The organism is Youngiibacter fragilis 232.1, from assembly GCF_000495435.3.
GTDB classification, from domain to species: domain Bacteria; phylum Bacillota; class Clostridia; order Clostridiales; family Clostridiaceae; genus Youngiibacter; species Youngiibacter fragilis.
On record NZ_AXUN02000181.1, the window covers coordinates 94,017 to 116,071 of the forward strand.

A 22,055-nucleotide genomic window follows, 5' to 3' on the forward strand; every position below is an offset into this window, starting at 1 on the left:
TACTCTACGAGGTCACACCAAAGATGTTCAAGTCTGAACTGATGAATGGAGGTGGTGACATAACAATATGGATCAACTCTCCAGGTGGCGATGTCATAGCTGCCAGCCAGATATACAACATGCTGAAGGAGTATCCAGGTAATGTGACCGTGAAAATAGATGGCCTTGCAGCAAGCGCAGCCTCGGTCATAGCAATGGCCGGAGCAAAGGTAATGATGTCCCCGGTCTCGATGCTAATGGTGCATAATCCCATGACCATGGCTTTTGGAGATGCTGTTGAAATGGAAAAAGCTATCGCAATGCTCGGTGAGGTTAAGGAAAGCATCATAAATGCTTACGAGCTAAAGACGGGCCTATCAAGGACAAAGCTATCTCACTTCATGGATACTGAGAGCTGGTTCAATGCAAAGAAGGCTGTGGAGCTAGGCTTTGCAGATGAGGTCATGTTTGAGAAGGGTAAGGAAGAGTCACATTCCATAGAAGGTGCAGTATTCAGCAAGATGACTGTACTAAACTCCCTGAAGGAGAAGTTTCCTGAGAAAGAAAAAGAAAAGAAAACTGCAATTGGCGAACTTGATAAGAGACTAAGTCTCTTGAAATATTAGGAGGAAATGAATGAATAAGATATTGGAACTAAGAGAGAAAAGAGCAAAAGCGTGGGATACAGCTAAGTCATTCCTCGATTCAAAGAGAGGCAACGATGGACTAATCTCAGCTGAAGACACTGCAACCTACGATAAGATGGAAGCTGATGTTGTTAACCTTGGAAAGGAGATTGATAGACTTGAAAGGCAGCAGGCACTTGACCTTGAACTTTCTAAGGCGGTCAATACCCCCATAACCATGATGCCAAATGGTGGAATGGAGATGAAGACCGGTAGAGCAACTGATGAGTACAAGGCTGCTTTCTGGAAGGCACTGAGGAGTAAGAATAACTTCGATATCCAGAATGCGCTGCAGATAGGAACTGACAGCGAAGGTGGTTACCTTGCACCTGACGAATTTGAAAAGGTCCTAATCCAGGCGCTGGAGGAGGAGAACCTGTTCAGGAGCCTTGCAAAGATAATAAACACATCTTCAGGTGATAAGAAAATACCGATTGTCGCTTCAAAGGGGACAGCGTCATGGGTTGAAGAAGAAGCGCCAATTCCTGAATCCGATGATTCATTCGGACTTGTATCAATCGGAGCATACAAACTGTCTACGATGATCAAGGTTTCCGAGGAACTGCTTAATGACAGTGTATTCAACCTTGAGGCATACATAGCGAAGGAATTCGCCAGGAGGATAGGAGCAAAGGAAGAGGAGGCCTTTTTCATAGGTGATGGTACAGGAAAGCCAACAGGAATATTCAATGCAACTGGTGGAGCAACACTCGGTGTAACTACTGCAGCAGCTACGGCAATTACTGCGGACGAGATAATAGACTTGATGTATAGTCTTAAATCGCCTTACAGAAAAAATGCGGTTTTTGTCACCAATGATGCGACTGTTAAGGTCATAAGAAAATTGAAAGATGGAAACGGGCAGTATATCTGGCAGCCATCACTAGCTGCTGGAACACCTGATACAATCCTAAATAGGCCAGTTAAGACTTCAGCCTATGTACCGACCATAGCATCAACAGCTAAGACCATAGCCTTTGGTGATTTCGGCTACTACTGGGTTGCAGACAGGCAGGGTAGGTCCTTCCAGAGACTGAACGAGCTATATGCTGCTACCGGTCAGGTTGGATTCAAGGCAACTCAGAGGGTGGATGGAAAGCTCATACTTCCAGAGGCCATAAAGGTCCTCCAGCAGAAAGCGTAGGTGAAGGAATATGAGTAACGTTAAGAACTATACTGAACAGGGTGGAGAAAAGACAGTGATAGGAGGAGAGCTTGAAATCGTAACTGGTGGAAAGCTCTCTTTCTCTGGAAGTGAAATGAAGCCTGCAGCTATGCAGGCTGACAGTGTAGCTTCTACTGTGGCTGGAGTGGTCGTAGATCTGAATGCTCTAATATCAAAACTTAAGGCTGCAGGTATAATGCTTTCTGAATGATTATAAAATGGGGGATTTAAGGTCTCGAGAATTATATTTCGTTAACAGATAGACAATCCTGTTATTCTCAATATGCTTTATGATATTATTAGTTTTGGAATGAATTGTGCATAAATATTAATAGGGAGTGATGATGATTGGTTGGAAAGGATAAGACCAGAATATTGCTGACTTTGCCACTAGACTTAAAAGAAGAACTAAAGAAAGAAGCTGATGGGGAAAACCGAAGCTTGAATAACTATATTTTGACATTGTTGCTAAAGAACAAAAAATGATGCTTAGGAGACCGATAAGGTCTCTTTTTATATGCATGAAAGGTGGTGAGTGTGTTGGTTACGCTCGAAGAAGCAAAGCAGTTTTTGAAAATAGATGGAGATGAGGACAATGCACTCATCTACTCTTTCATTAGTTCAAGTGAAGAAATATGTGAGAACATTCTAAGGTTTCCGTTGTCAGAGTTAACTGTTGTTCCTGAGTCCATAAGGCAGGCAGCTCTTTATTGCATAGCTAATCTACATGAGAAGAGAGAAGACCTGAATATGAAGGAAGTCATCAATGTGATGATTGGTCTACTAAGCCCATACAGGAAAGATGGGTGGTAATCATGACTATTGGTGAAATGAGACATAGGATAACAATTCAGAGAGTCATAATATCAACGAATGAGAATGGGTACGAGGTGGAAACTCCTGAAGTAATAAAGGAAGTGTGGGCAAAGGTATCGAACCTTCATGGGAAGGAATACTTTGAAGCTAAGGCAGTTCAAGCTGAGAATACAGTGAAGTTCACCATAAGGTATATAAGTGGTTTCGATCAGTCAATGCAGATCCTTTTTCAAGGCAAGACCTACAACATAACGGCCATCGATAACATCAAGTATCGGAATGAGTATATCGAGATTCAGGCAAAGGAGGTAGACTCCAATGGCTAAGATCTCACTTGAAGGGATGCAGGAACTTATTGATAAGGTTAATAAGCTGGGAGATAAAGGAGAAACAATTAAGAAAAGTGCCTTAAGTAAAGCTGGTGACCTGGTTAAGGAAAGTATGGAAGAAAAAGCTCCTAGGTCCAGAGATACGAAGAAGCACATGGCAGATAATATTAAGGTATCTAAGAAAGAGAAGGTAGATGGGATAGATTTTGTGAACATTGGCCCAACCAAGGATGATGCATCAGAATTCTATTACTCGAAATTCACTGAATATGGCACATCAAAGATACCGGCTCAGCATTGGGCTGAGAAGTCACTTAAGGAAAATCAAAGAGACATCAATAATGTGATAAGAGAGGAACTTGAAAGGGGGCTGGAGGAGTTTGAATAAGAAGATACTAGAAGCTTTGACACCTCTTGGAGTCCCTGTGAAATTCCAGAAGCATTTCGGTGCTGCTACTCAATACATAACATTCCATGAATACTTCCAAACCGGTGAAGCCTACGAAGACGATGAGGAAAGCCTTACTGGAAGATATTTGCAGGTTGATATATGGTCAAAGACTGACTATGAGGTCCTTGTGATTCAAGTAAAGTTACAGATGAAGAATGCTGGTTTTACTCGAATAGACGAAGCAGATCTCTATGAACCAGATACCGGGATTTACCATAAAGCACTAAGGTACTACTACCTAGAAGAAAGAGAGGGATAATATGCCTAGACAAATAGGACTTAAAGATATTCACATAGCTACTGTAACAAAGGACGACGGCACTGGCGCAACATATGGAGTTCCAGAGAAGCTTGAGAGAGCGGTTAGTGCCAAAATATCACCAAAAGTAAACTCGGAAAACATCTACTCTGATGATATTGTGGAGGACGTTATTTCAGCATTTGACAGTGTGGAAGTTGAGATAGAGCTCAACCAGCTTTCACTGACAAGCAGAGCCACACTTCAGGGAGCAAAGGTTGTTAAGGGAGTTCTCATTGAGAGTAAAGATGATCTACCACCAACTATTGCCATGGGATTCAAATCAAAGAAAGCAAATGGGAAGTACAGGTTCGTGTGGCTCCTCAAAGGCAAGTTCGAACTGACATCAGATGAATTTGACACTGAAGCAGGAAAGCCTGCACCAAAGAGCTCCAAGTTAAAGGGTACTTTCTTTGCGAGAGACTTCGACGGAAACTACAGGTTCATTACGGATGAGGATGAAGTTGGTGCGGATCCAACAATAATCTCAGGATGGTTTGCTGCAGTTCCTGCAGAGCCTACTGAAACCCCGTAATTTCAGAAAATTATGTGGCTCGAAGCTATGCTATCTTTTGTTATCATACTAATCATGTTAATTTATGACTATAATAGAAATATATGAACTCAAGAATTAGTAATATACGACGATGTTTTAATTCATAGTATAGCCTTGATTTGAGTTGATTAATGTTGTGCTAAGATAGCAAGGGGGCTACGTTAATTGCAAACACTAGAGTCATTAAAGAGTATATTTAAAGACAGGGTATTTAAAATTCCAGATTACCAGCGAGGATATGCCTGGCAAGAGAGACAATTAAAGGATTTCTGGGAAGATATTGTAAACCTTCCGGATGACAGATTTCACTATACTGGGTTATTGTCACTGAAACAAGTTGCAAAAAAAGACTATGAATCAAAGAATTGGACATCTGAAAGATGGCTAATCCAAGATAGAGCGTTTAGGCCATTCCATATTGTAGATGGACAGCAGCGACTCACTACATTTGTTATCTTTATTAACGAAATACTTAACTTAATAAAGTCGTTACCGGAAAATGCAGATAAGACAGATGAAAATATCTTTATTGGGACATTTTCACTGAAGCAAATAAAAGAAAAGTACCTAGTGGTTCAGATGCCTCCAAAGTATATTTTGAATACTTACAAGTTTGGCTATGAAGAGGACAATCCTAGTTTTAAATATCTTAGGCATAGGATTTTGGGGGAGCCTGATGGAGGCAGCATCACAGAAACTTTCTATACATTAAATCTAGAAAATGCAAAGCGGTTTTTTAAAGATAATCTGGCAAATTATTGTAAAACATATGGGATTTCAGAGCTTGAACTGCTTTTTAAAAAAGTAACTCAAAATCTAATGTTTAATATGCATGAAATTGGTGACGATTTTGACGTTTTCGTTGCATTCGAAACAATGAATAATCGTGGTAAAAAACTCTCAAATCTTGAGCTTCTCAAGAATAGATTGATATATCTGACCACACTTTACGAGCCGTATGAAATTACGGATGATGAAAGGGCGGTTCTACGAGACGATATTAATAATGCATGGAAGGATGTTTATTATCAGCTGGGAAGAAATAAGCAAAAACCCCTTTCTGACGATGATTTCCTAACTGCACATTGGATTATGTATTTTCAGTATACAAGGCAAAAGGGAGATGACTATATTAAATATCTTCTTGAAGAAAAGTTCTCTCCACAAAATATTTTCAATAAGACTGAAGTTAAGTTGGATTCAATTACAACAATAACAGAAGTAAGAGATCAAGTTGGTGAGGAAGAAATAGAAGAAAATGGTATTGATGATAAGCCGATTTTGCAGTCGAAACTTTCCCCGAAAGAAATCTCGGATTATGTGAAGAGCCTTCAGTCAGCAGCAGTACACTGGTATAATTCATTTAATCCACTAAATAATTCAGAACTCACTGCAACTGAACAACTTTGGCTTGATAGACTTAACAGAATTGGAATTGCCTATTTTAGGCCCCTTGTTGTTGCATCATATCTCAGATCGGATATCAATTCTCGAAGCAGGGTGAAGCTATTCAAGGAGATTGAGAGATTCATATTCATAGCTTTTAGGTTAGGCCGAGCATTTTCTTCTTATAGAAATAGTGAATACTATAGGCTTACTAAACTACTTCGTAGTGGAAATGTAACCATTGACTACATATGCAATACTCTACGTAGTCGTGTTGAAGACTGGATGAGTCCGGCAACTGCATTTGATACACAATCGTTCAAGACCTATATTGCTAGAAACTATAAGAACGGCGGTGGTGGTTTTTATTGGTGGAATGGGCTGCATTACTTTCTTTATGAGTATGAGCAAGAAAAGGTTAGGCAAAACGGCAATCCCAAAATTGACTGGACCTTATTTGTGAAAAGTGAGAAAGACAAAGTATCAATTGAACATGTATATCCGCAAACTGCTGATAATCCATATTGGAATAAAGCATTTAAAAAATATAATGCACAGCAAAAGGTTTATCTGACTGGTTCATTGGGGAATCTATTGCCATTGTCGAGCAGTAAGAACTCTAGTCTTCAAAATGATAGTTTTCCTGACAAGAAGTCACCAAAGGGAAAATCACACAAAGGCTATACAGATGGCTCTCATAGTGAAATTGAAGTAGCTGCTTATAAGGATTGGGATGCTAATGCCGTTTTAGAGCGTGGGTTGCTCTTGCTTGATTTTATGGAAAAAAGATGGGATATTAAATTCACTTCTAATGAGGACAAGAAAGATGTGTTGTTCCTTAACTTCATAAAATAAAAAAATACATACGATATAAATAATGAAAGGATTTGCGATAAGTAAGTCCTTTTTTCTTTGGAAAATCAGAAGGAGGATACGAATTGAAAGGCAAGGAGTTGAAGGACAAGGGTATCAAGTTTACCCTTGGAGAAAAGGAATATGAGCTTAAATTTAATCTGAACACATTCTGCGAGCTGGAGGACATATATGGAGACTTGAACAAGGCCTTCGATGATCTACAGAGAATGCGAATCAAGGCTGTTAGAGCTTTGGTGTATTCAGCAGTCAAGGTCGAGGATGAAAGCGTAACACTGAAGGATGTGGGATCTATGCTTGGCCTTGATGATCTTGAAAGGCTTGGCACGGTAATCAATGAAGCGTTAAGTATAGCAATGCCTGAGGTTGATGAAACCTCGGGGGAAGCGAAAGCCACTCAGGTTCCATAGAATGGGATTGGGAGTGGCTTTACTATTTGGGGACTGTAATCCTCAAGATGACTGAGGAGCAGTTCTGGAAAAGTACCCCACGAAAGCTACATGGACTGTTCAGAATCTACAATGCAGTTAATGGTATTGAAGACAATGAAGTTGATACAATCGACAATATTCCATTGTAAGGGAGGTGGTAAATTTGGCTGGAGGAAGTAGTACAGTAGTAGCGAGAATTGGTCTTGATGATACAGGGTTCCAGGAAGGAGTCAATAAAATCCAGAGAAGTCTGAAGCTTGTGCAGAGCGAATTTACCGCAGCCAGTGCAAAGCTTGGTGACTTCGGGAAATCAGCTGAAGGATTGAAGCTAAAGGCTGATAGTCTGAACCAGCAGATTGAGATACAGAGGGGAAAAGTCGAAGCTCTCTCCAAGAGTTACCAGGAAAGTGTGGAAAAGAAAGGTGAAGACTCTAAGGCTTCTGAAAACCTTAAGATAAAGCTGAACTATGCCAATGCTGAGCTCAGCAAAATGCAGCAGGAACTGAAAGATACATCTGATGAGCTAAAGAAGAAAACCTCTGTCTGGAATACATTGTCTGAAGCTTTGGATAAGGCTGGAGACAAGATGAAGGCAGTAGGAGAAAAGATGCAGTCTGTTGGAAAGAACCTATCAACAGCTGTGTCGCTTCCAATCCTGGGCATTGGAACCGCAGCCACAAAGATGGCTATGGATGCAATAGAATCGGAGAACCTGTTTGAAGTCTCTATGGGTGGCCTTGCAAGTGAAGCAAGAGGTTGGTCTGAAGAGATGTCTAAGGCACTTGGCCTTAATGCATACAATGTTAGGAGCAATGTTGCTACCTACAACGCCATGCTGACTTCCATGGGACTTGCATCAGATGAGTCACTTGGTATGTCAGAAGGTCTTACTAAACTAGCCTATGATATGGCGTCATTTTATAACCTTAGTCCAGATGAAGCCTTCAATAAGCTAAGAGCTGGTATTTCGGGTGAAGCTGAGCCGCTTAAGGCGCTTGGAATACTCGTTAATGACAACACAATTAAGACCTATGCATACACTCATGGAATAGCAAAGCAGGGTGAAGAGCTTACCGAAGCTCAGAAGGTTCAAGCCAGGTATGGTGTGATTCTCGATTCAACCAAGAATGCCCAGGGTGACCTGGCTAGAACCATGGACAGTCCAACTAATAAAATAAGAGCAATGAAGGAACAGGCTGAGCTAATAGGTATTCAGTTCGGACAGATCCTTATACCCATACTTGAAAGCCTGATCGGAGTAGTAAAACCGCTGATGGACAGCTTTCAGGGTTTATCTAAGGAGCAGCAGGAGATGATTGTTAAGGTTGCCCTTGTTGCTGCCGCTGTGGGGCCGGTTATCCTTGTCATAGGTAAGGTCGTATCAATCGTTGGTGCGGCTGTGTCGGCCTTCAGTGCTGCTTCAGGGGCAATATCTGCAGCTGGTGGAGTCATAGCAATTATCACTGGGCCAATAGGAATAGCTGTTGCAGCAATCGGAGGACTTATCGCAGTGGGTGTGCTTCTCTACAAGAACTGGGACACTGTTAAGGCCACTGGAATCAGTGTCTGGAATGGAGTAACTAGCACAGTATCAAGTTCCATAAACAAGGCTAGAGATGCAGTGAAATCAGCCATTGACTCTATAGTAGGCTTTTTCAAAAACTTGAAATTGCCTGAGTTCAAGCTGCCTCAGGTCAAGCTCCCGCACTTTGAGATAGAAGGAAAGTTCAGCCTTTCACCACCACAAGTTCCATCCTTTGGTATCAAGTGGTATAGAGAAGGCGGACTTATGCTGGATCCAACAATATTCGGATTTGATGGCAGTTCATTCCTGGCAGGAGGTGAGTCAGGTACTGGTGGTGAAGCGATTCTGCCGCTTAATCGCCTTGTGCCGATAATGGCTGATGCAATGAGGTCCTTAAGTGTGGGTCGGGGTGACGAGTTCAAGGAGATGATCTATCTACTCAGGCAAATAGCAGCAAAGAAAGTTGATGTGTACCTTGATGGCAGGAAGCTTACAAGTGGCCTCTATGATTACTTTGATGAACTAATGACAAGAAGCCTTGCTGATGAAAGATTATCGAGGGGAGGGGCATACTGATGGGGGCATACTTTGTATTTAAGGGAATTGATTCAAGAGACTACTCCATTGTTGTGAACACTCTACCTCCAATTCAGTCAGCAAAGGAAGATGGTGAATTTCTAAAAGTTCCTGGAAGTGATGGGTATTTGTTCCAACCCTTCGGGAGCCTTTCACCAATGGAGAAAGAGCTTGAAATAACACTTAAGGACGTAGTCCAGCTTACCACAATAAAGTCGTGGCTACGAGGAAGTGGGGACTTGGTACTATCAAGTGAGCCTGATGTTTTCTACAAGGCAAGGCTAACTGGACCAATTGACTTCAAGAGACTCCTATACCTAAGAACAGCAAAGATAAAGTTCGTATGCCAGCCATACGGTTATCTGGAGAGTGGATTAATACTCCAGACGCTAACTGTACCAGGAGGTCTGGTGAATCCTGGAACTGCAACATCAAAGCCGATAATCACTATATTTGGAACCGGAAGCATTACCCTGACTGTGAATTCTTCAAATGTGATTTTATCAAATGTTTCTGATTACGTGACTCTGAACAGCGAAATTGAAGAAGCCTACAAGGATCTTCTTGGAAAGAATAACGATATGCAGGGAGAGTTTCCGGTGTTTGTCTTAGGCAATAACTCAATATCTTGGACCGGAACGGTAACCAAGCTTGAGATAGTGCCCAACTGGCGCAATCTGTAGGGGGTGGAGGTTTGATCAGGCTATTTGAAAAAAACGCAACAACCTTCACATCCAATGGAATAAATGTGCTTAATAACCTTATTAAGGCTATCTCTAAGGAAATTCTCAATGGTCTATACAGTGCAGAATTTGAAGCGATTTACGATACTACTGGAAAATGGAAAGAGATCATAGAAGGAAGGATTATTCACGCTGATGGCCAGCCATTCAGGATATATAAGACCCGGAAAGGGATGACAAGCCTTTATGTATATACGAGGCATGTTTTTTGGGACCTTGTCTACAATGAAGTAAGGGATATCAGACCCACAAACAAAGGAGCTCAGGCTGCCCTGGAAGATGTTCTTGGGGCAGCTAATTATTTGCATCCATTTACAGCTTTCTCAGATATTTCAACACCAGCAACTCAGTATTTCATAAATAGAAATGTAACAGACTGCATTATGGGTAACGACAGTATTATTTCCAAATGGAATGGAGAACTGAAGCTAGACGGTTGGCTCATCTCGATACTGAGTCAAAGAGGCTTGGACAGTGGAGTGACCATCTCATACAGGAAGAATATTCTAGATGTGGAAGTAACGGAAGACTACGATGCACTAGTAACCAGGATACGCCCTAAAGGTAAAGATGGACTGGAACTTCCAGAAGTTTATGTTGATAGTCCATATGTTAGCTCCTACGTTTTTCCAAGGATCAAGGAAGTGGAGTTCGATATCGGTATAGACGAGGAAACAACTGAAGAAGAGGCAATTACACAGCTTAGGGCGGCGGCTGCTTCCTACTTCATTGATTCTAAGTGCGACCTTCCAGTCACTAATATCAAAGTTGATATGTTAAACCTGGAGAATACTGAAGAATACAGGAATTTCAAGTACTTGGTTAAGGTGGAGCTTGGGGACACAGTAACTTGCAGGCATCTCGACTTAGGTATTGACCACAAATCAAGAATTATAAGCATTGAGAAGGATCTGCTTCTTGGCAGAACTTCAAAGGTTGAGATCGGGGATTTCAAGGAAAGGATGTCAGGTAGTATTACAAAGATTTCTGACACACAAAAAGTGTTAGCCCAGACAGTAGAGAGAAATAATTCTGATTTAAGTGCTGCAATCCTAAATGCAACTACACTTCTGACGAATGCACTTGGAGGTTACGTACTAAAGCGTAATGGTGAAATCCTAATAATGGATACTGATGATCCAGCAACAGCTCAGAAGATATGGCGATGGAATATAAATGGTCTTGGTTACAGTTCATCAGGAATCAACGGTAACTTTCCGATAGCAATAACCAACGATGGAAGGATCAATGCTTCCTTCGTAACAACTGGCGAGCTAAGTGCAAATATAGTAAAGACGGGAATCCTTCAATCAGCGAATGGATCCAGTTGGATAAACCTTGCTGATGGTACTTTCAGCCTAGGAGCTGGAAGGGTAACAAACAATGATATAAGGTATACTGGCACTTCAATTGAGCAAGCATTAAATGGTAAGGCTGATATGAGCACTGTCGAAGATATCAATCAGTACTACAAATTCGATGATGTGATAGGACTAACCATAGGGGACAACAACAGCAACCTTAAGATAAACATCACCAATCAGCAGATGAACTTCAAAGATGGAGAAGCTACAGTTGCATACATCAATGGACAGATTATGTATATCAAGTCAGTGCAAGTGCTGGATTCAATGGTTGTTGGAAACCATAAGGTAGAAAAATATGATGCAAATATTACTCTGGTTAGGTGGATTGGATAGGAGGTGAGGATATGCCAGACATAAGATTAACAGGAACTCTAAGCAGTCCTTATGTGAACCACACATACCATCTTTACCTGGATCTCACCATAAACTCACAGAGCATCCAGAACAATACCTCAAACATTACTTTAAGGCAGTGGGCTTACTCATCCTCTGATACCTACCAGGCATATTCATCAAGTACTACCGGCAACAGCTGCTGGATCAAGATAAATGGATCCAATGTGTTCTATGATACTAGGTCTATGGACTTCAGAAACCAGCAGGTTGTGGAGCTTGGAACATACACTGCAGACATATCTCATAACTCAGATGGAACGCTGACAATCGCGGTTTCATCAGGTTTTGACATAAACGGACCTAGCTCACTTTATGATGGAGCGGTGTCTAGCTACAATTGGTCATTGACCACAATACCTAGAGCAAGCTTAATAACTTCATTCCCAGAATTCACAATTGGATCCGGAGTGACAGTCACAGCTCCAAGGTATTCAACAAGTTTCACTAATACCTTCCAGATAAACATCGGAGGTACAGTAATTGAGACAACCGGCGACTTGGCTCAGGATAGCTACACTTTCTCTGCAGCACAGCTAGATGAGATATATGCAACGATACCTTCAGCAGTTTCCACTACAGCTACTGCTTATGTGACCACAAAGCTTAACGGATCCCAGATTGGAAGCACTCAGAGCGCTTCTGCTACAGCTAATGTAGGATCAGACATTAGTCCAACACTCTCGAGCGTCACAGCTGTTGAGACAGTAACTGCAGTTTCAAACCTGGCACTTGGCACAAATAATTTTGCTCAAACTTTGAGCAGGATCCAGTTCACCATTAACGGAGCTGCAGGGGTGAAGTCCAGCTCCATCTCATCATATAAGGTTGTTTTCAACTCAGTAACATACACAAACACATCAAGTGTTGTCGGTACCACTGGAGCAATAACCTCGACTGGAGCAATAGTTGCAACAGCAACAGTAACTGACAGCCGTGGGAGAATAAGCACTTCAAAGACTGTTACATGTACGCTATTAACGTATAACGCTCCTGAAATTTCTGCTTTTTCTGCGTTTAGAAGCGACAGTGGAGGCAATGCTTCGCCTCTTGGAACTTACGCTAAATACACTGCAGCTGCAACAATAAGCAGTCTTAACAGCAAGAACCAGATAACATATTCAATAAAATCAAAACTAAGGACCAGCGGCACATGGACTACCACCCATGTCAGCACAAGTCTTGCAGTTGGTACTACTTCATTAAGTGTTACTCCGGTATATGGAACCTATACGGCGACCACCAGCTATGATCTCCTTTTAACAGTTAGTGATAAATTCAACTCAGTGACTGCAGGTTATGTGCTCTCAAGCGGCGAAGTTGCAATGTCCTGGAGCAAGACTGGAATAGGAGTTGGTAAGGTCTGGGAGCAGGGTGCATTAGATATCGGAGGAGATGCTTACTACAAGGGAACAATATTAGAGAGTAGTTTCGTATCTGGTGCTTCGACATTAATAGGAAGAACACTCTCGCCACTTGTAACACTGGCATCAGCATCGGCCTGGGGAGACCTTCCTAATGGGTATTGTGGATTCATATCTCATTCATCCGTAGGAGCTCCTCCGGTTTCAAACTATGGCTACTTCATTAAGATTGCCTCAAGAGACATGGCTAGAGGTTGGGGTGGAATCTGGATAGACTACAGTGGAACAGGCAATGCCTTCTTTGGTAGGACTACAGATGGAAATGTGGCTGCATCATGGACAAGGATTTACACCTCAGATGCTGCAGTATCCCATGCTCACGATAATACTTCAATTTCCCTTTCAGACTATGTGAGTGGAACAACACCTAAGGTTGCTGGAATTATCTCAGGAACAGGTGCTCCGCCTACAGCAAGCACAGTGCCAACAGGAACTGTGTATCTGAAGTACGTGTAAGGAGAAGAGTAATGGGAACCGTAACAATAAACGCCAATGTAGACAATAACTGCCTTCAGGATGGACCGAATAGCGTATATCGAACTGCAACGAGCAATACACTTAGGCAGACAAGCACCACAGCGAGAATAATGGCCCTCAATTGGGACCTAAGCTCTATCCCTGCAAACTGCAGGATAAACTCAGCGACTCTGTATCTCAGGGTTTATAGTCTTGAGTCTGGAGCAGCGACAATCTATGCGCAGAGATGGCTTGCAGCATGGGGCGCAACCACAATAACCTGGAACAACATGCCGTCAGCTGCAGGTGATGGGGACAGCTCGGTGAGCACAGGAACCACGCTTAATGTTGATGTGGCAGTACCTGTAACTAATATTGTGTAGGCTTGGTATGAAGGGGGAGCAGGTAAGTATGGAATCAAGGTTCTATCAAGCACCGCAACAATGGCATACTTCAGAACGCAGGAAAGTGCTGCACCGAACAACGCATACAACCCAAGGCTCTATGTTGATTACAGTGAGGTCCCAGCTTTCCAGGTAAATGTAGGTGACGTTTGGAAACAGCCTTCAGCCATGTATATAAACATAAGCGATACTTGGCGGCAGGTGGTCCAAGCCTATATTAATGTTGGAGATGTATGGAGAGAAGTAAAGTAAGGAGGATGAAATGATAAGCCATGTAACAATATACAAATACGACGACAGCTATCAGGTCAGGTATTTCAAGGATACTGTATCCAAGGAGATAGTGATCCAAAAAGCCACTGAAGAGTTAAGACTGATAATTGATAACTTAGTTGAATACCTTGAACAGGACCTTCTACCTGAAGAGAAGATAATAGAACTGACAGCTGAAGTTTTAAGAGTAAACATTGAGAAAGAAGAAGTAGTGAACCTAAATACGAAGTACAAGGAAACGCTCCTGGAGACTGAGCTGACAGTTGAGCAGATGTTTGAGCTCATGGAGATCTATCCTGAATGGGAACCGGGGATTGACTACTCTGCTGGTACTATTTTGAAGTATGAGAGTAATCTTTATGAAGTTATTGCACCAGGTCACACATCACAGGCAGATTGGACTCCTGATGCCACTCCAGCTCTATTTAAGAAGATTGTACCAGAAGGTGTGATCCCAGAATGGATCCAACCAACAGGTAGTCACGATGCCTATAACACAGAAGACAGAGTAACATTCAATGGTTTAGTATATAAGTCCCTCATTGATGGAAATGTATGGAGCCCGGAAGCATATCCGGCAGGATGGCAGCAGGTTAATATAGTTTAGCCCAAAGTCCCTCTTTATTTTATAGAACATATGTTCTATAATGGTTACACAAGGAAAGAGGGAGTGATAAGAATGCAGACCAATCTCTTAGAAGTTGAGACACTAGCATACAGCAAACCAGGAGAACCACCGAGGCCTGTAACATTCAGGTTCATGATAAATGACGAGTACATGAAAGGCTCAATCAAGAAGATCAGAGACAAAAAGACTGAGAAGTTAGCAGGGAACATCATGTACACTTATCTTTGTGATGCTGTGGTGGAGGATAGACCCACAACTGTAAAAATGAAATATGAGCGGGACACCATGAAATGGTACCTGTATAACCTATAAAAAAGTGAAGGAGACCGAATATGGCTGAAATTAAATATGAGGTAACTGCAAAATACGGAGTGCTTTCCACAAGCAAATCAGGCTGGACCAAGGAAGTAAGAAGCATATCCTGGAATGATAAGGAAGCGAAGTTTGATATTCGCGAATGGGCGCCAGGGGATGAAAAGATGGGAAAGGGCATAACGCTGTCAACCGAAGAAATGCGTGAGCTCAAGAAAATACTAAATGGACTCGATTTGTAGTCTGAAACTGTGCCATTTAAGCACCTCCAGCATATATAGATTCTGGAGGTGTTTGCTTTGTATGAATGTTTGATTTGTGGTGGAGAACTTATAGCCTTAGATTATGATCTTGTCTGTGAAAAGAAAAAGCTAATGAGAAAGTACCACATGTTCTGTTTTAACTGTGGCGATGAATCCATTATGGATGTCCCAGATACGCGTGACAGTAAGCTTCAGAAAGAAATTCTTGCGGAAATGAGAAAGGAACCAGATATTTATGTTTAAAAACTAATCTCCTCAGCATAATAAGCTTGGGAGGGGATAGTATGGTAGTTGTAGAATGCGGTTGTGGTAAGAAACAGGTTCTGCACGATTATCGGATTACAATGGATGATTGTGTAACGTTCAGGGAGTACTCTGGCAAATGTAAATGTGGTGAAAAACTAAGTATGGTTGATATTAATCTAAAGGACCTTGAAAAAAGTAGTTACTTGAACTAAACGATAAAAGCGTCTTGGAAAACCAAGGCGTTTTATTATGCACAAAATAAGGAGGAACAGCAAATGAAAGAAGTGTGGAATAGCATACAGTATGCCTTTGCGGCAATAGGAGGGTGGTTGGGATGGTTTATGGGAGGATTTGATGGATTTCTATATGCCTTGGTAGTTGTCGTAACAATTGACTACATTACTGGTGTAATGTGCGCAATCCTTGACCGTAAGATCTCCAGTGATATTGGGGGAAAGGGAATATTCAGAAAGGTAGTCATTTTTACACTCGTAGCACTTGGAAACATAATAGATATCAATATTCTGGGGAAAGTTGGAGTAATTAGGACAGCAGTGATTTTCTTCTACATTTCCAACGAAGGAATAAGCATACTGGAAAATGCTACGAGACTTGGATTGCCTATACCCGAGAAATTAAGATCCGTTCTGCAGCAGCTAAACGAAGGAGGAGACAAAGATGGGAACTAAGAAAATATACCTTTCACCAAGCAACCAGCCTGACAATAAATATGTTGTGGGCAATACAAATGAGAAGATAGAAATGGAAACAGTAGCAGATAAGATCAAGCAAATCCTAGATTCAGAATATGAATGCGAGACTGTGGTGGCTACTACAAGTCTAACAATAAACGCTTCAGGAAGGCCAAAGGAAGCCAAAGACAAGGGCTGCGATGTCTACTTAGCCATTCACTCAAATGCAGGTGGAAAGGGAAAGGCCAGCGGAGCTGTGGCCTTCTATCATCCTAACAGTGATGGAAGCAAGGAACTGGCTAGAAACATTGTCAGAGAGCTTAATGCTATTTGCCCGATACTGTCAAACAGAGACACTGCTGTGAAGAATGGTATGGAGCTCTATGCTGGATATGGCCTTGCTGAGGTAAGGAATCCAAACAAGATAGGGATAACAGCAGTACTCGCAGAGACTGACTTCCACGATAACCCGGCCACAGCAAAATGGATAATAGATAACAAGAGTAAGATAGCGAAGGCTTATGTTGAGGCACTCGTTAATACATTTGGTATACCAAAGAAGGTGCAGATTACTGAAGGCAAGCTTTATCGGGTCCAGGCTGGTGCGTTCAAAGAAAAGAGTAATGCTGAGGAGCTTGTGACTAAGCTTAAGGTTGCAGGATTTGAGAGCTTCATAAAATATGATTAATGGGTAGCAAGGAGAAACATATGACAAAAGAACAGTTTGAACGAGAGAAGGATTACCGAATTTCTAAGGCTGTAGCTAAATCAATCCTTAATCAAAATATCATAAACAATGAAGATTTTCGTAAAATAAACAACCTGCTGATTGCAAGATATAAACCAATGATTGGCAGTTTATAGAGGGATATGTAGTTGCTATGTATCAAGATGAGAGTTAACATTGGTGCTGAAAGGAGGAGATCAGATGGCCCGAATCATAAGAGTAATCAAGGCTTCAGCACCATCAAAACTTGCGAGAAAGAAAGTTGCTGCATATGCGAGAGTGTCATCAGATAAGGACTCAATGCACCAGTCACTATCTACTCAAATAAGCTACTTCAGTGATTTGATTCAAAGGAATCCTGAGTGGGAATTTGTTAGAATATATGCAGATGAAGCTAAGACAGGCACTAAGGAAAGCAGGGAAGAGTTTCAAAACATGCTAAGTGACTGCAGAGAAGGCAAGATTGATCTGATAATCACAAAGTCAGTCTCAAGGTTTGCTAGAAATACACTGACAATGCTTGAGGTTGTAAGAGAACTTAAAGCACTTAACATTGATGTGTACTTTGAAAAAGAAAATATTCATTCGATAAGCGGGGATGGTGAGCTAATGCTAACTATCCTCGCTTCTTTTGCTCAAGCAGAAAGTTTATCTGTAAGTGAGAACTGCAAGTGGCGAGTAAGGAAAAGCTATGCAGAAGGTGAATCCATAAACTTACGATTTATGTACGGCTATGATATTTCAGGAAGGTCCATTTCGATTAATGAATTTGAAGCTCAGATTGTTAGACAGATCTTCAATGACTATATTAGTGGGATTGGTGCAACTAGGATAGCCAATGACCTTAGAACTCGAGATGTTAAGAGGCCTCGTGGCGGTGTTTGGACTTCGGCTAAAGTAATGAAGATCATTAAGAATGAGAAATACGTTGGAGATTCACTCCTTCAAAAAAGATATGTGTCAAACCATTTAGAGAAGAGACTGGTAAACAACAATGGAGCATTACCCCAGTATTATGTAAGGAACTCACATCCTGCCATAATATCCAGAGAAATCTATGATGAAGCGAATAAGATTTTGAAGGAAAAGACAAAGGTAGGTGCTAGCAAAAAAGCAACTCGGAGTCCGTTCAGAGGATTAGTCAAATGCGCAGAATGCGGGAAATACTACAGAAGAAAACATAATCATGGAAGAGTATATCTAGTCTGTGGAAGCGTCATCGACTATGGTAAGGATGCTTGCAGTTCGAAATATGTGAGAGAAAGTAGGTTTATAGAGCTACTGAAAAGCACTCTTGAGATTGACTGCTTGGACAAAGAGTTGATTGAAAAACAGATACAGACAGTACTAATTAATCCAGATGGAGCCTTAACGATTCACTTGGTAAGTGGGAAGAGCATATACTTTGAGGAGGGTTGTGAATGAGCTTAGCAAAAGCAATTACGGTTATTCCAGCAGCAAAGAAATTTAGTGAGATATCTTCAAGCACCTGGACGACTAAGAAGCGAGTCGCAGCCTACGCCAGGGTATCCACAGATAATGAGGAACAATTATCAAGTTTTGAAGCACAAAGGAACTACTACGCGCAATACATAAGATCGAAGTCTGAGTGGTCGTTTGTCGAGGTTTATGCGGATGAAGGTATTTCAGCGACAAGCACGAAAAAGAGAGACGGCTTCAATCGAATGGTCAATGATGCGCTAGATGGGAAGATTGATCTGATAATAACTAAGTCGGTCTCGAGATTTGCAAGGAACACTGTAGACACTTTGACCACGGTTAGAAAACTTAAGGAACAGGGGGTAGAGGTCTATTTCGAGAAGGAGAACATTTACACATTAGATAGCAAGGGAGAGTTGCTCATTACGATAATGTCCAGCCTAGCGCAAGAGGAATCGCGAAGCATCAGTGAAAATGTAACCTGGGGACAGAGAAAGAGATTCGCAGAAGGTAAGGTGAACTTACCTTACGGTCAATTTTTAGGCTATGAAAAGGGTGAGGATAATCTTCCCAGGATTGTTGAGGAAGAAGCTCAAGTGGTCAGAAGGATCTACAGACTTTTTCTTGAAGGCAAGACTCCAAGCGGAATAGCAAAGATACTAACTGATGAAAAGATCCCTTCTCCTGGAGGTAAAGAAAAATGGCCAATAAGCACTGTTAGAAGTATTCTCACAAATGAAAAATATAAGGGGGACGCAATACTTCAAAAAGCCTTCACAGTGAATTTTCTAACCAAGAAAAAGAAGAAGAATGAAGGGGAGATCCCCATGTACTATGTTGAGAACAGCCATCCAAGCATAGTGAGTCCGGATGTGTTTGATCAGGTACAATACGAACTAAAACTTCGAAAGAAACATAACGGGTATAAGACAGGAGTAAGTTGCTTCTCAGGTAGAATAAAATGTGGTCAATGTGGCAGCTATTATGGGAGTAAAGTCTGGCACTCTAACAGTAAGTATAGAAGAGTTATCTGGCAATGCAATCACAAGTATCAAGATGAGGAGAAATGCAGCACCCCACATATTTATGAGGAGAATTTAAAAAAGGCATTTATTGAGGAGCTGAACAGAATACTACTTAATAAGGACAAGGTCATCTCAGATCTAAGATTGATTTCACATGAGATCTTCGATTTAAACAAGCTAATTGAGAAGGAGATGTGCATACAAAATGAAATCATTATCGTTGAGAATCTCATTGAAAAATGTGTAAAAGACAACGCCTTGGTTGCATGTGATCAGGAAGAGTACAAGGCAAAGTACAATGAGTTACTAAAGAGGCATGAATCTGCAAAGGCAGATCTAAACACAATAGGCCAACAGAGGGACGAAGCAAGTACAAAGAGACGTGGCATAGAAGAGTTGATAAGAAGAATCGGGGAGCAGGAAAGCATCATAACATCGTTCGATGAGGAGCTGTGGTTGTCTCTGGTAGACGGTGTAGTGGTTCAACCAACCGGAGAATTTGAGTTTAGTCTTCAGGGTAAAATATTTTGATACTTGGTTAGTTAATCCTTTGTGGTTTGAAATACAGAAGAGATTTGGAAATACAATTGGCTTGAAAAATGAAATTGTAGCCGAAACAAATCGCAGTATTTCATATTGCAGCAAATTGTACTTGAGTTGAAAGTAGAACATGTTTATGATAACATTTACATTAGAAATTGCTATTGGCGCGACAGATGCTGTAGGGTAAATTTTATACCGTTTGGGGAGGAAGAGAATGGCACAGATAATAAAGAATGTAGTTGTCAATCCACCTATTAACAGTACTAATGAAACTGCGCTTAAGAACATTGATACTATCATTGAGTTCTTTTCTTTATATTTAAAGGATAAAGAAAAGTTCTATAGTCTATGGGTAGAAAATGAGCCTGCGGTGATTACACCATTTGTTGCTGACGATGTTGCAGTATGCAGACAAGTAGAATTGGCTGGATGGGATGCAGTGAAAACATTTTGGGATCCTATATTTGATTGGAAAGGGAAATTTGACTGGACTATTGATGAAATAATACCAGGAGAAGATCCCAATGTAATAATTACTAAAGCTCGGAGTGATATTGATGCAGATACAACAGAAACCTTTGGCAATGTTCATTTGAAATACAATGGAAAGTATTTGCAGGTATTCAAATTTGAAAATGGTAAAGTTAAATCCTTCGAAGAATACTACGATACCAATTTCTTGAACAAACAATTTTCGAAATAGCTTAATTGTAAGATTAATGATATTGGGAACAAAAATACTGTCGAGTCAACAGTATACACAGGATAAAAAATAGCTCGAAAAGCTTTCTAAATCGCTTTTCGAGCTATTTTTTGCGTTATGTAGCAACTAAATTTCGCGAAATGGAGAGTTTCACGAAGTTTTGACATAGATAATAATCTTAAACATATAGTAATATTATCGAAATTTTGAATTAGCAAAACGATCAGATTTAAATGGACCAGTAGTATTTCTGATAATAAGATTCGGCTCGATTACAATAATTTCGGATTTTGAAGACGAATCATCAAGCTTCTTCAGCATAAGTCGTGCAGCTTGTTCGCCCATTTCCTGGACATGTTGGCTTACAGTTGTAAGTTCAATATCTTTTAGCGATGCGTAAACAATATCGTCAAAACTTACTATAGATATCATTTCTGGTATATTAACATCATTCTCTTTGCAACACTGCATAAAACCTAAAGCTGTAATATCGTTTGCTAATACAAATGCACTGGGCTGGTTTTTTAGGTCTTTTATAATATCTTTTGCGATATTATAACCTGTTTCCATTTTTAAGTCTCCCATTCTGATATCATTCTCAGAGTGTGGAAGATAATAATTCTTTAGTACTTGAAGATAACCGTTTAATCTTTGTTTAACGGATGAAGATGTAATGTGTCCCGCTACGAATCCAATCCGCTTGTGGCCTAGTTCCATGAGGTGCATAGCGGCCATATAACCTCCCTGAAAATTATCAAGAAATACTGCATCTCCATTAAAATCATCAAACGTTCGATTAACTAAAACAACTGGCACCTTTAGTTCTTTTAATACATTTTTCAAATCACTACTTTGTGCAGAAATGAGGATTAAACCAGCAAAGTTAAATCGTTCGGTCAGATTTATGAATTCGACCTCTCTCTTCTCCTCATATTCAGTATTAAAAACCATGACCATATAGCCATTTTCATTCAATGCTTTCTGAATGTAGAATGACAAATCAGAGTAAAATGGATTTCGAGCATCGCCAACTATTAATGCAATAATATTTATTCTGCCCTTACTTAATCCACGAGCGAGCGTATTTGGACTATATCCAACCTCTTCTACAAATGTCAAAATTTTCTTTCTGACCTCAGGACTTACGCCAGGAGCGTTATTAATTGCTTTTGATACAGTTGATCGGGATACACCAAGATGATTTGCGACATCTGATATCGTATATTTATTTTCCTTCAAGTTTACCCCTCCAGATTTTCTGACTAAATTAATAATGACATAAAAATAACTTGATTACAATTCAAGTGTTGAAATTGAAGGGTGACTGTTTTAGACCGCTTGAAGT

27 protein-coding genes and 1 pseudogene are annotated in these 22,055 nt (G+C 40.8%); 27 read left to right on the forward strand and 1 reads right to left on the reverse strand.

The window, feature by feature from the left end:
- Positions 1 to 8: 8 nt before the first annotated feature.
- The 27 genes and pseudogenes from T472_RS11425 to T472_RS11545 all read left to right on the forward strand — a co-directional run.
- Positions 9 to 605 (forward strand): annotated as a pseudogene (locus T472_RS11425) (head maturation protease, ClpP-related); the annotation flags it as partial.
- Positions 606 to 615: 10 nt separating this feature from the next.
- Positions 616 to 1,809 carry a phage major capsid protein gene (locus T472_RS11430; protein ID WP_023386706.1) on the forward strand — a complete coding sequence of 398 codons (1,194 nt, stop codon included), beginning with the start codon at positions 616 to 618 and terminating at the stop codon, positions 1,807 to 1,809.
- Between the two features lie 10 nt (positions 1,810 to 1,819).
- A complete protein-coding gene (locus T472_RS11435; RefSeq protein WP_023386709.1) occupies positions 1,820 to 2,041 on the forward strand; it encodes a hypothetical protein in 222 nt (73 codons plus the stop codon).
- 326 nt (positions 2,042 to 2,367) lie between these two features.
- Positions 2,368 to 2,643 carry a head-tail connector protein gene (locus tag T472_RS11440; RefSeq protein ID WP_023386715.1) on the forward strand — a complete coding sequence of 92 codons (276 nt, stop codon included), beginning with the start codon at positions 2,368 to 2,370 and terminating at the stop codon, positions 2,641 to 2,643.
- 2 nt (positions 2,644 to 2,645) lie between these two features.
- Positions 2,646 to 2,972 carry a phage head closure protein gene (locus T472_RS11445; RefSeq protein ID WP_023386718.1) on the forward strand — a complete coding sequence of 109 codons (327 nt, stop codon included), beginning with the start codon at positions 2,646 to 2,648 and terminating at the stop codon, positions 2,970 to 2,972.
- Positions 2,965 to 3,363, forward strand: coding sequence for an HK97-gp10 family putative phage morphogenesis protein (locus T472_RS11450; protein ID WP_023386721.1), 399 nt, complete (start codon positions 2,965 to 2,967; stop codon positions 3,361 to 3,363). Before T472_RS11445 ends, T472_RS11450 begins: the two co-directional genes overlap by 8 nt.
- Positions 3,356 to 3,685 (forward strand): hypothetical protein, encoded by a 330-nt coding sequence (locus tag T472_RS11455; protein ID WP_023386723.1) that lies wholly within the window; start codon positions 3,356 to 3,358, stop codon positions 3,683 to 3,685. Before T472_RS11450 ends, T472_RS11455 begins: the two co-directional genes overlap by 8 nt.
- A gap of 1 nt (position 3,686) precedes the next feature.
- Positions 3,687 to 4,259 (forward strand): major tail protein, encoded by a 573-nt coding sequence (locus T472_RS11460; protein ID WP_023386726.1) that lies wholly within the window; start codon positions 3,687 to 3,689, stop codon positions 4,257 to 4,259.
- Between the two features lie 186 nt (positions 4,260 to 4,445).
- Positions 4,446 to 6,521 carry a DUF262 domain-containing protein gene (locus T472_RS11465; RefSeq protein ID WP_023386728.1) on the forward strand — a complete coding sequence of 692 codons (2,076 nt, stop codon included), beginning with the start codon at positions 4,446 to 4,448 and terminating at the stop codon, positions 6,519 to 6,521.
- Positions 6,522 to 6,604: 83 nt separating this feature from the next.
- On the forward strand, positions 6,605 to 6,949 hold the full coding sequence (locus T472_RS11470; RefSeq protein WP_023386730.1) for a hypothetical protein: 345 nt from the start codon (positions 6,605 to 6,607) through the stop codon (positions 6,947 to 6,949).
- Between the two features lie 184 nt (positions 6,950 to 7,133).
- The gene (locus tag T472_RS11475) at positions 7,134 to 9,071 is read left to right on the forward strand and encodes a phage tail tape measure protein (RefSeq protein WP_023386735.1); all 1,938 of its coding nucleotides are present in this window, start codon (positions 7,134 to 7,136) and stop codon (positions 9,069 to 9,071) included.
- Positions 9,071 to 9,754 carry a distal tail protein Dit gene (locus T472_RS11480; RefSeq protein WP_023386739.1) on the forward strand — a complete coding sequence of 228 codons (684 nt, stop codon included), beginning with the start codon at positions 9,071 to 9,073 and terminating at the stop codon, positions 9,752 to 9,754. The genes T472_RS11475 and T472_RS11480 overlap by 1 nt, the downstream gene beginning before the upstream one ends.
- A gap of 11 nt (positions 9,755 to 9,765) precedes the next feature.
- The gene (locus tag T472_RS11485) at positions 9,766 to 11,514 is read left to right on the forward strand and encodes a phage tail spike protein (protein ID WP_023386741.1); all 1,749 of its coding nucleotides are present in this window, start codon (positions 9,766 to 9,768) and stop codon (positions 11,512 to 11,514) included.
- A gap of 11 nt (positions 11,515 to 11,525) precedes the next feature.
- Positions 11,526 to 13,454: a DUF859 family phage minor structural protein gene (locus tag T472_RS11490; protein ID WP_023386743.1), complete on the forward strand. Its 1,929-nt coding sequence runs from the start codon at positions 11,526 to 11,528 to the stop codon at positions 13,452 to 13,454.
- 11 nt (positions 13,455 to 13,465) lie between these two features.
- On the forward strand, positions 13,466 to 13,837 hold the full coding sequence (locus tag T472_RS11495; protein ID WP_023386745.1) for a DNRLRE domain-containing protein: 372 nt from the start codon (positions 13,466 to 13,468) through the stop codon (positions 13,835 to 13,837).
- A gap of 60 nt (positions 13,838 to 13,897) precedes the next feature.
- Complete coding sequence (locus T472_RS20115; RefSeq protein ID WP_023386748.1) at positions 13,898 to 14,110, forward strand: hypothetical protein; 213 nt, start codon at positions 13,898 to 13,900, stop codon at positions 14,108 to 14,110.
- Positions 14,111 to 14,120: 10 nt separating this feature from the next.
- Positions 14,121 to 14,738 (forward strand): carbohydrate-binding protein, encoded by a 618-nt coding sequence (locus tag T472_RS11505; protein ID WP_023386750.1) that lies wholly within the window; start codon positions 14,121 to 14,123, stop codon positions 14,736 to 14,738.
- 72 nt (positions 14,739 to 14,810) lie between these two features.
- The gene (locus tag T472_RS11510) at positions 14,811 to 15,071 is read left to right on the forward strand and encodes a hypothetical protein (RefSeq protein WP_023386752.1); all 261 of its coding nucleotides are present in this window, start codon (positions 14,811 to 14,813) and stop codon (positions 15,069 to 15,071) included.
- A 20-nt stretch (positions 15,072 to 15,091) separates the two neighbouring features.
- A complete protein-coding gene (locus T472_RS11515; protein WP_023386755.1) occupies positions 15,092 to 15,313 on the forward strand; it encodes a YdbC family protein in 222 nt (73 codons plus the stop codon).
- A 57-nt stretch (positions 15,314 to 15,370) separates the two neighbouring features.
- Positions 15,371 to 15,577 carry a hypothetical protein gene (locus T472_RS11520; RefSeq protein ID WP_023386757.1) on the forward strand — a complete coding sequence of 69 codons (207 nt, stop codon included), beginning with the start codon at positions 15,371 to 15,373 and terminating at the stop codon, positions 15,575 to 15,577.
- Positions 15,578 to 15,618: 41 nt separating this feature from the next.
- Positions 15,619 to 15,792: a hypothetical protein gene (locus T472_RS19775; RefSeq protein WP_023386759.1), complete on the forward strand. Its 174-nt coding sequence runs from the start codon at positions 15,619 to 15,621 to the stop codon at positions 15,790 to 15,792.
- A gap of 63 nt (positions 15,793 to 15,855) precedes the next feature.
- Positions 15,856 to 16,269, forward strand: coding sequence for a phage holin family protein (locus T472_RS11525; protein WP_023386762.1), 414 nt, complete (start codon positions 15,856 to 15,858; stop codon positions 16,267 to 16,269).
- Positions 16,259 to 16,960, forward strand: a complete 702-nt coding sequence (locus T472_RS11530) for an N-acetylmuramoyl-L-alanine amidase family protein (protein WP_023386764.1) — start codon at positions 16,259 to 16,261, stop codon at positions 16,958 to 16,960. The genes T472_RS11525 and T472_RS11530 overlap by 11 nt, the downstream gene beginning before the upstream one ends.
- A gap of 20 nt (positions 16,961 to 16,980) precedes the next feature.
- A complete protein-coding gene (locus T472_RS19920) occupies positions 16,981 to 17,136 on the forward strand; it encodes an SHOCT domain-containing protein (RefSeq protein WP_023386767.1) in 156 nt (51 codons plus the stop codon).
- 64 nt (positions 17,137 to 17,200) lie between these two features.
- Positions 17,201 to 18,424, forward strand: coding sequence for a recombinase family protein (locus T472_RS11535; RefSeq protein ID WP_023386769.1), 1,224 nt, complete (start codon positions 17,201 to 17,203; stop codon positions 18,422 to 18,424).
- Positions 18,421 to 19,995, forward strand: coding sequence for a recombinase family protein (locus tag T472_RS11540; protein ID WP_023386771.1), 1,575 nt, complete (start codon positions 18,421 to 18,423; stop codon positions 19,993 to 19,995). Before T472_RS11535 ends, T472_RS11540 begins: the two co-directional genes overlap by 4 nt.
- 226 nt (positions 19,996 to 20,221) lie before the next feature.
- Positions 20,222 to 20,710, forward strand: coding sequence for a nuclear transport factor 2 family protein (locus T472_RS11545; RefSeq protein ID WP_023386774.1), 489 nt, complete (start codon positions 20,222 to 20,224; stop codon positions 20,708 to 20,710).
- Between the two features lie 195 nt (positions 20,711 to 20,905).
- Here T472_RS11545 and T472_RS11550 read toward each other — a convergent pair whose 3' ends face one another.
- Positions 20,906 to 21,949, reverse strand: coding sequence for a LacI family DNA-binding transcriptional regulator (locus tag T472_RS11550; protein WP_023386776.1), 1,044 nt, complete (start codon positions 21,947 to 21,949; stop codon positions 20,906 to 20,908).
- Positions 21,950 to 22,055 lie beyond the last annotated feature (106 nt).

Bases quoted from the DNA above. Each gene is read 5' to 3' on its own strand.
- T472_RS11525 (WP_023386762.1), top strand. From the start codon at position 15,856: ATGAAAGAAGTGTGGAATAGCATACAGTATGCCTTTGCGGCAATAGGA.
- T472_RS11505 (WP_023386750.1), top strand. From the start codon at position 14,121: ATGATAAGCCATGTAACAATATACAAATACGACGACAGCTATCAGGTC.
- T472_RS11530 (WP_023386764.1), top strand. From the start codon at position 16,259: ATGGGAACTAAGAAAATATACCTTTCACCAAGCAACCAGCCTGACAAT.
- T472_RS11545 (WP_023386774.1), top strand. From the start codon at position 20,222: ATGGCACAGATAATAAAGAATGTAGTTGTCAATCCACCTATTAACAGT.
- T472_RS11450 (WP_023386721.1), top strand. From the start codon at position 2,965: ATGGCTAAGATCTCACTTGAAGGGATGCAGGAACTTATTGATAAGGTT.
- T472_RS11445 (WP_023386718.1), top strand. From the start codon at position 2,646: ATGACTATTGGTGAAATGAGACATAGGATAACAATTCAGAGAGTCATA.
- T472_RS11480 (WP_023386739.1), top strand. From the start codon at position 9,071: ATGGGGGCATACTTTGTATTTAAGGGAATTGATTCAAGAGACTACTCC.
- T472_RS20115 (WP_023386748.1), top strand. From the start codon at position 13,898: ATGGCATACTTCAGAACGCAGGAAAGTGCTGCACCGAACAACGCATAC.
- T472_RS11490 (WP_023386743.1), top strand. From the start codon at position 11,526: ATGCCAGACATAAGATTAACAGGAACTCTAAGCAGTCCTTATGTGAAC.
- T472_RS11535 (WP_023386769.1), top strand. From the start codon at position 17,201: ATGGCCCGAATCATAAGAGTAATCAAGGCTTCAGCACCATCAAAACTT.
- T472_RS19775 (WP_023386759.1), top strand. From the start codon at position 15,619: ATGGTAGTTGTAGAATGCGGTTGTGGTAAGAAACAGGTTCTGCACGAT.
- T472_RS11430 (WP_023386706.1), top strand. From the start codon at position 616: ATGAATAAGATATTGGAACTAAGAGAGAAAAGAGCAAAAGCGTGGGAT.
- T472_RS11495 (WP_023386745.1), top strand. From the start codon at position 13,466: ATGGGAACCGTAACAATAAACGCCAATGTAGACAATAACTGCCTTCAG.
- T472_RS11435 (WP_023386709.1), top strand. From the start codon at position 1,820: ATGAGTAACGTTAAGAACTATACTGAACAGGGTGGAGAAAAGACAGTG.
- T472_RS11510 (WP_023386752.1), top strand. From the start codon at position 14,811: ATGCAGACCAATCTCTTAGAAGTTGAGACACTAGCATACAGCAAACCA.
- T472_RS11540 (WP_023386771.1), top strand. From the start codon at position 18,421: ATGAGCTTAGCAAAAGCAATTACGGTTATTCCAGCAGCAAAGAAATTT.
- T472_RS11515 (WP_023386755.1), top strand. From the start codon at position 15,092: ATGGCTGAAATTAAATATGAGGTAACTGCAAAATACGGAGTGCTTTCC.
- T472_RS11460 (WP_023386726.1), top strand. From the start codon at position 3,687: ATGCCTAGACAAATAGGACTTAAAGATATTCACATAGCTACTGTAACA.
- T472_RS19920 (WP_023386767.1), top strand. From the start codon at position 16,981: ATGACAAAAGAACAGTTTGAACGAGAGAAGGATTACCGAATTTCTAAG.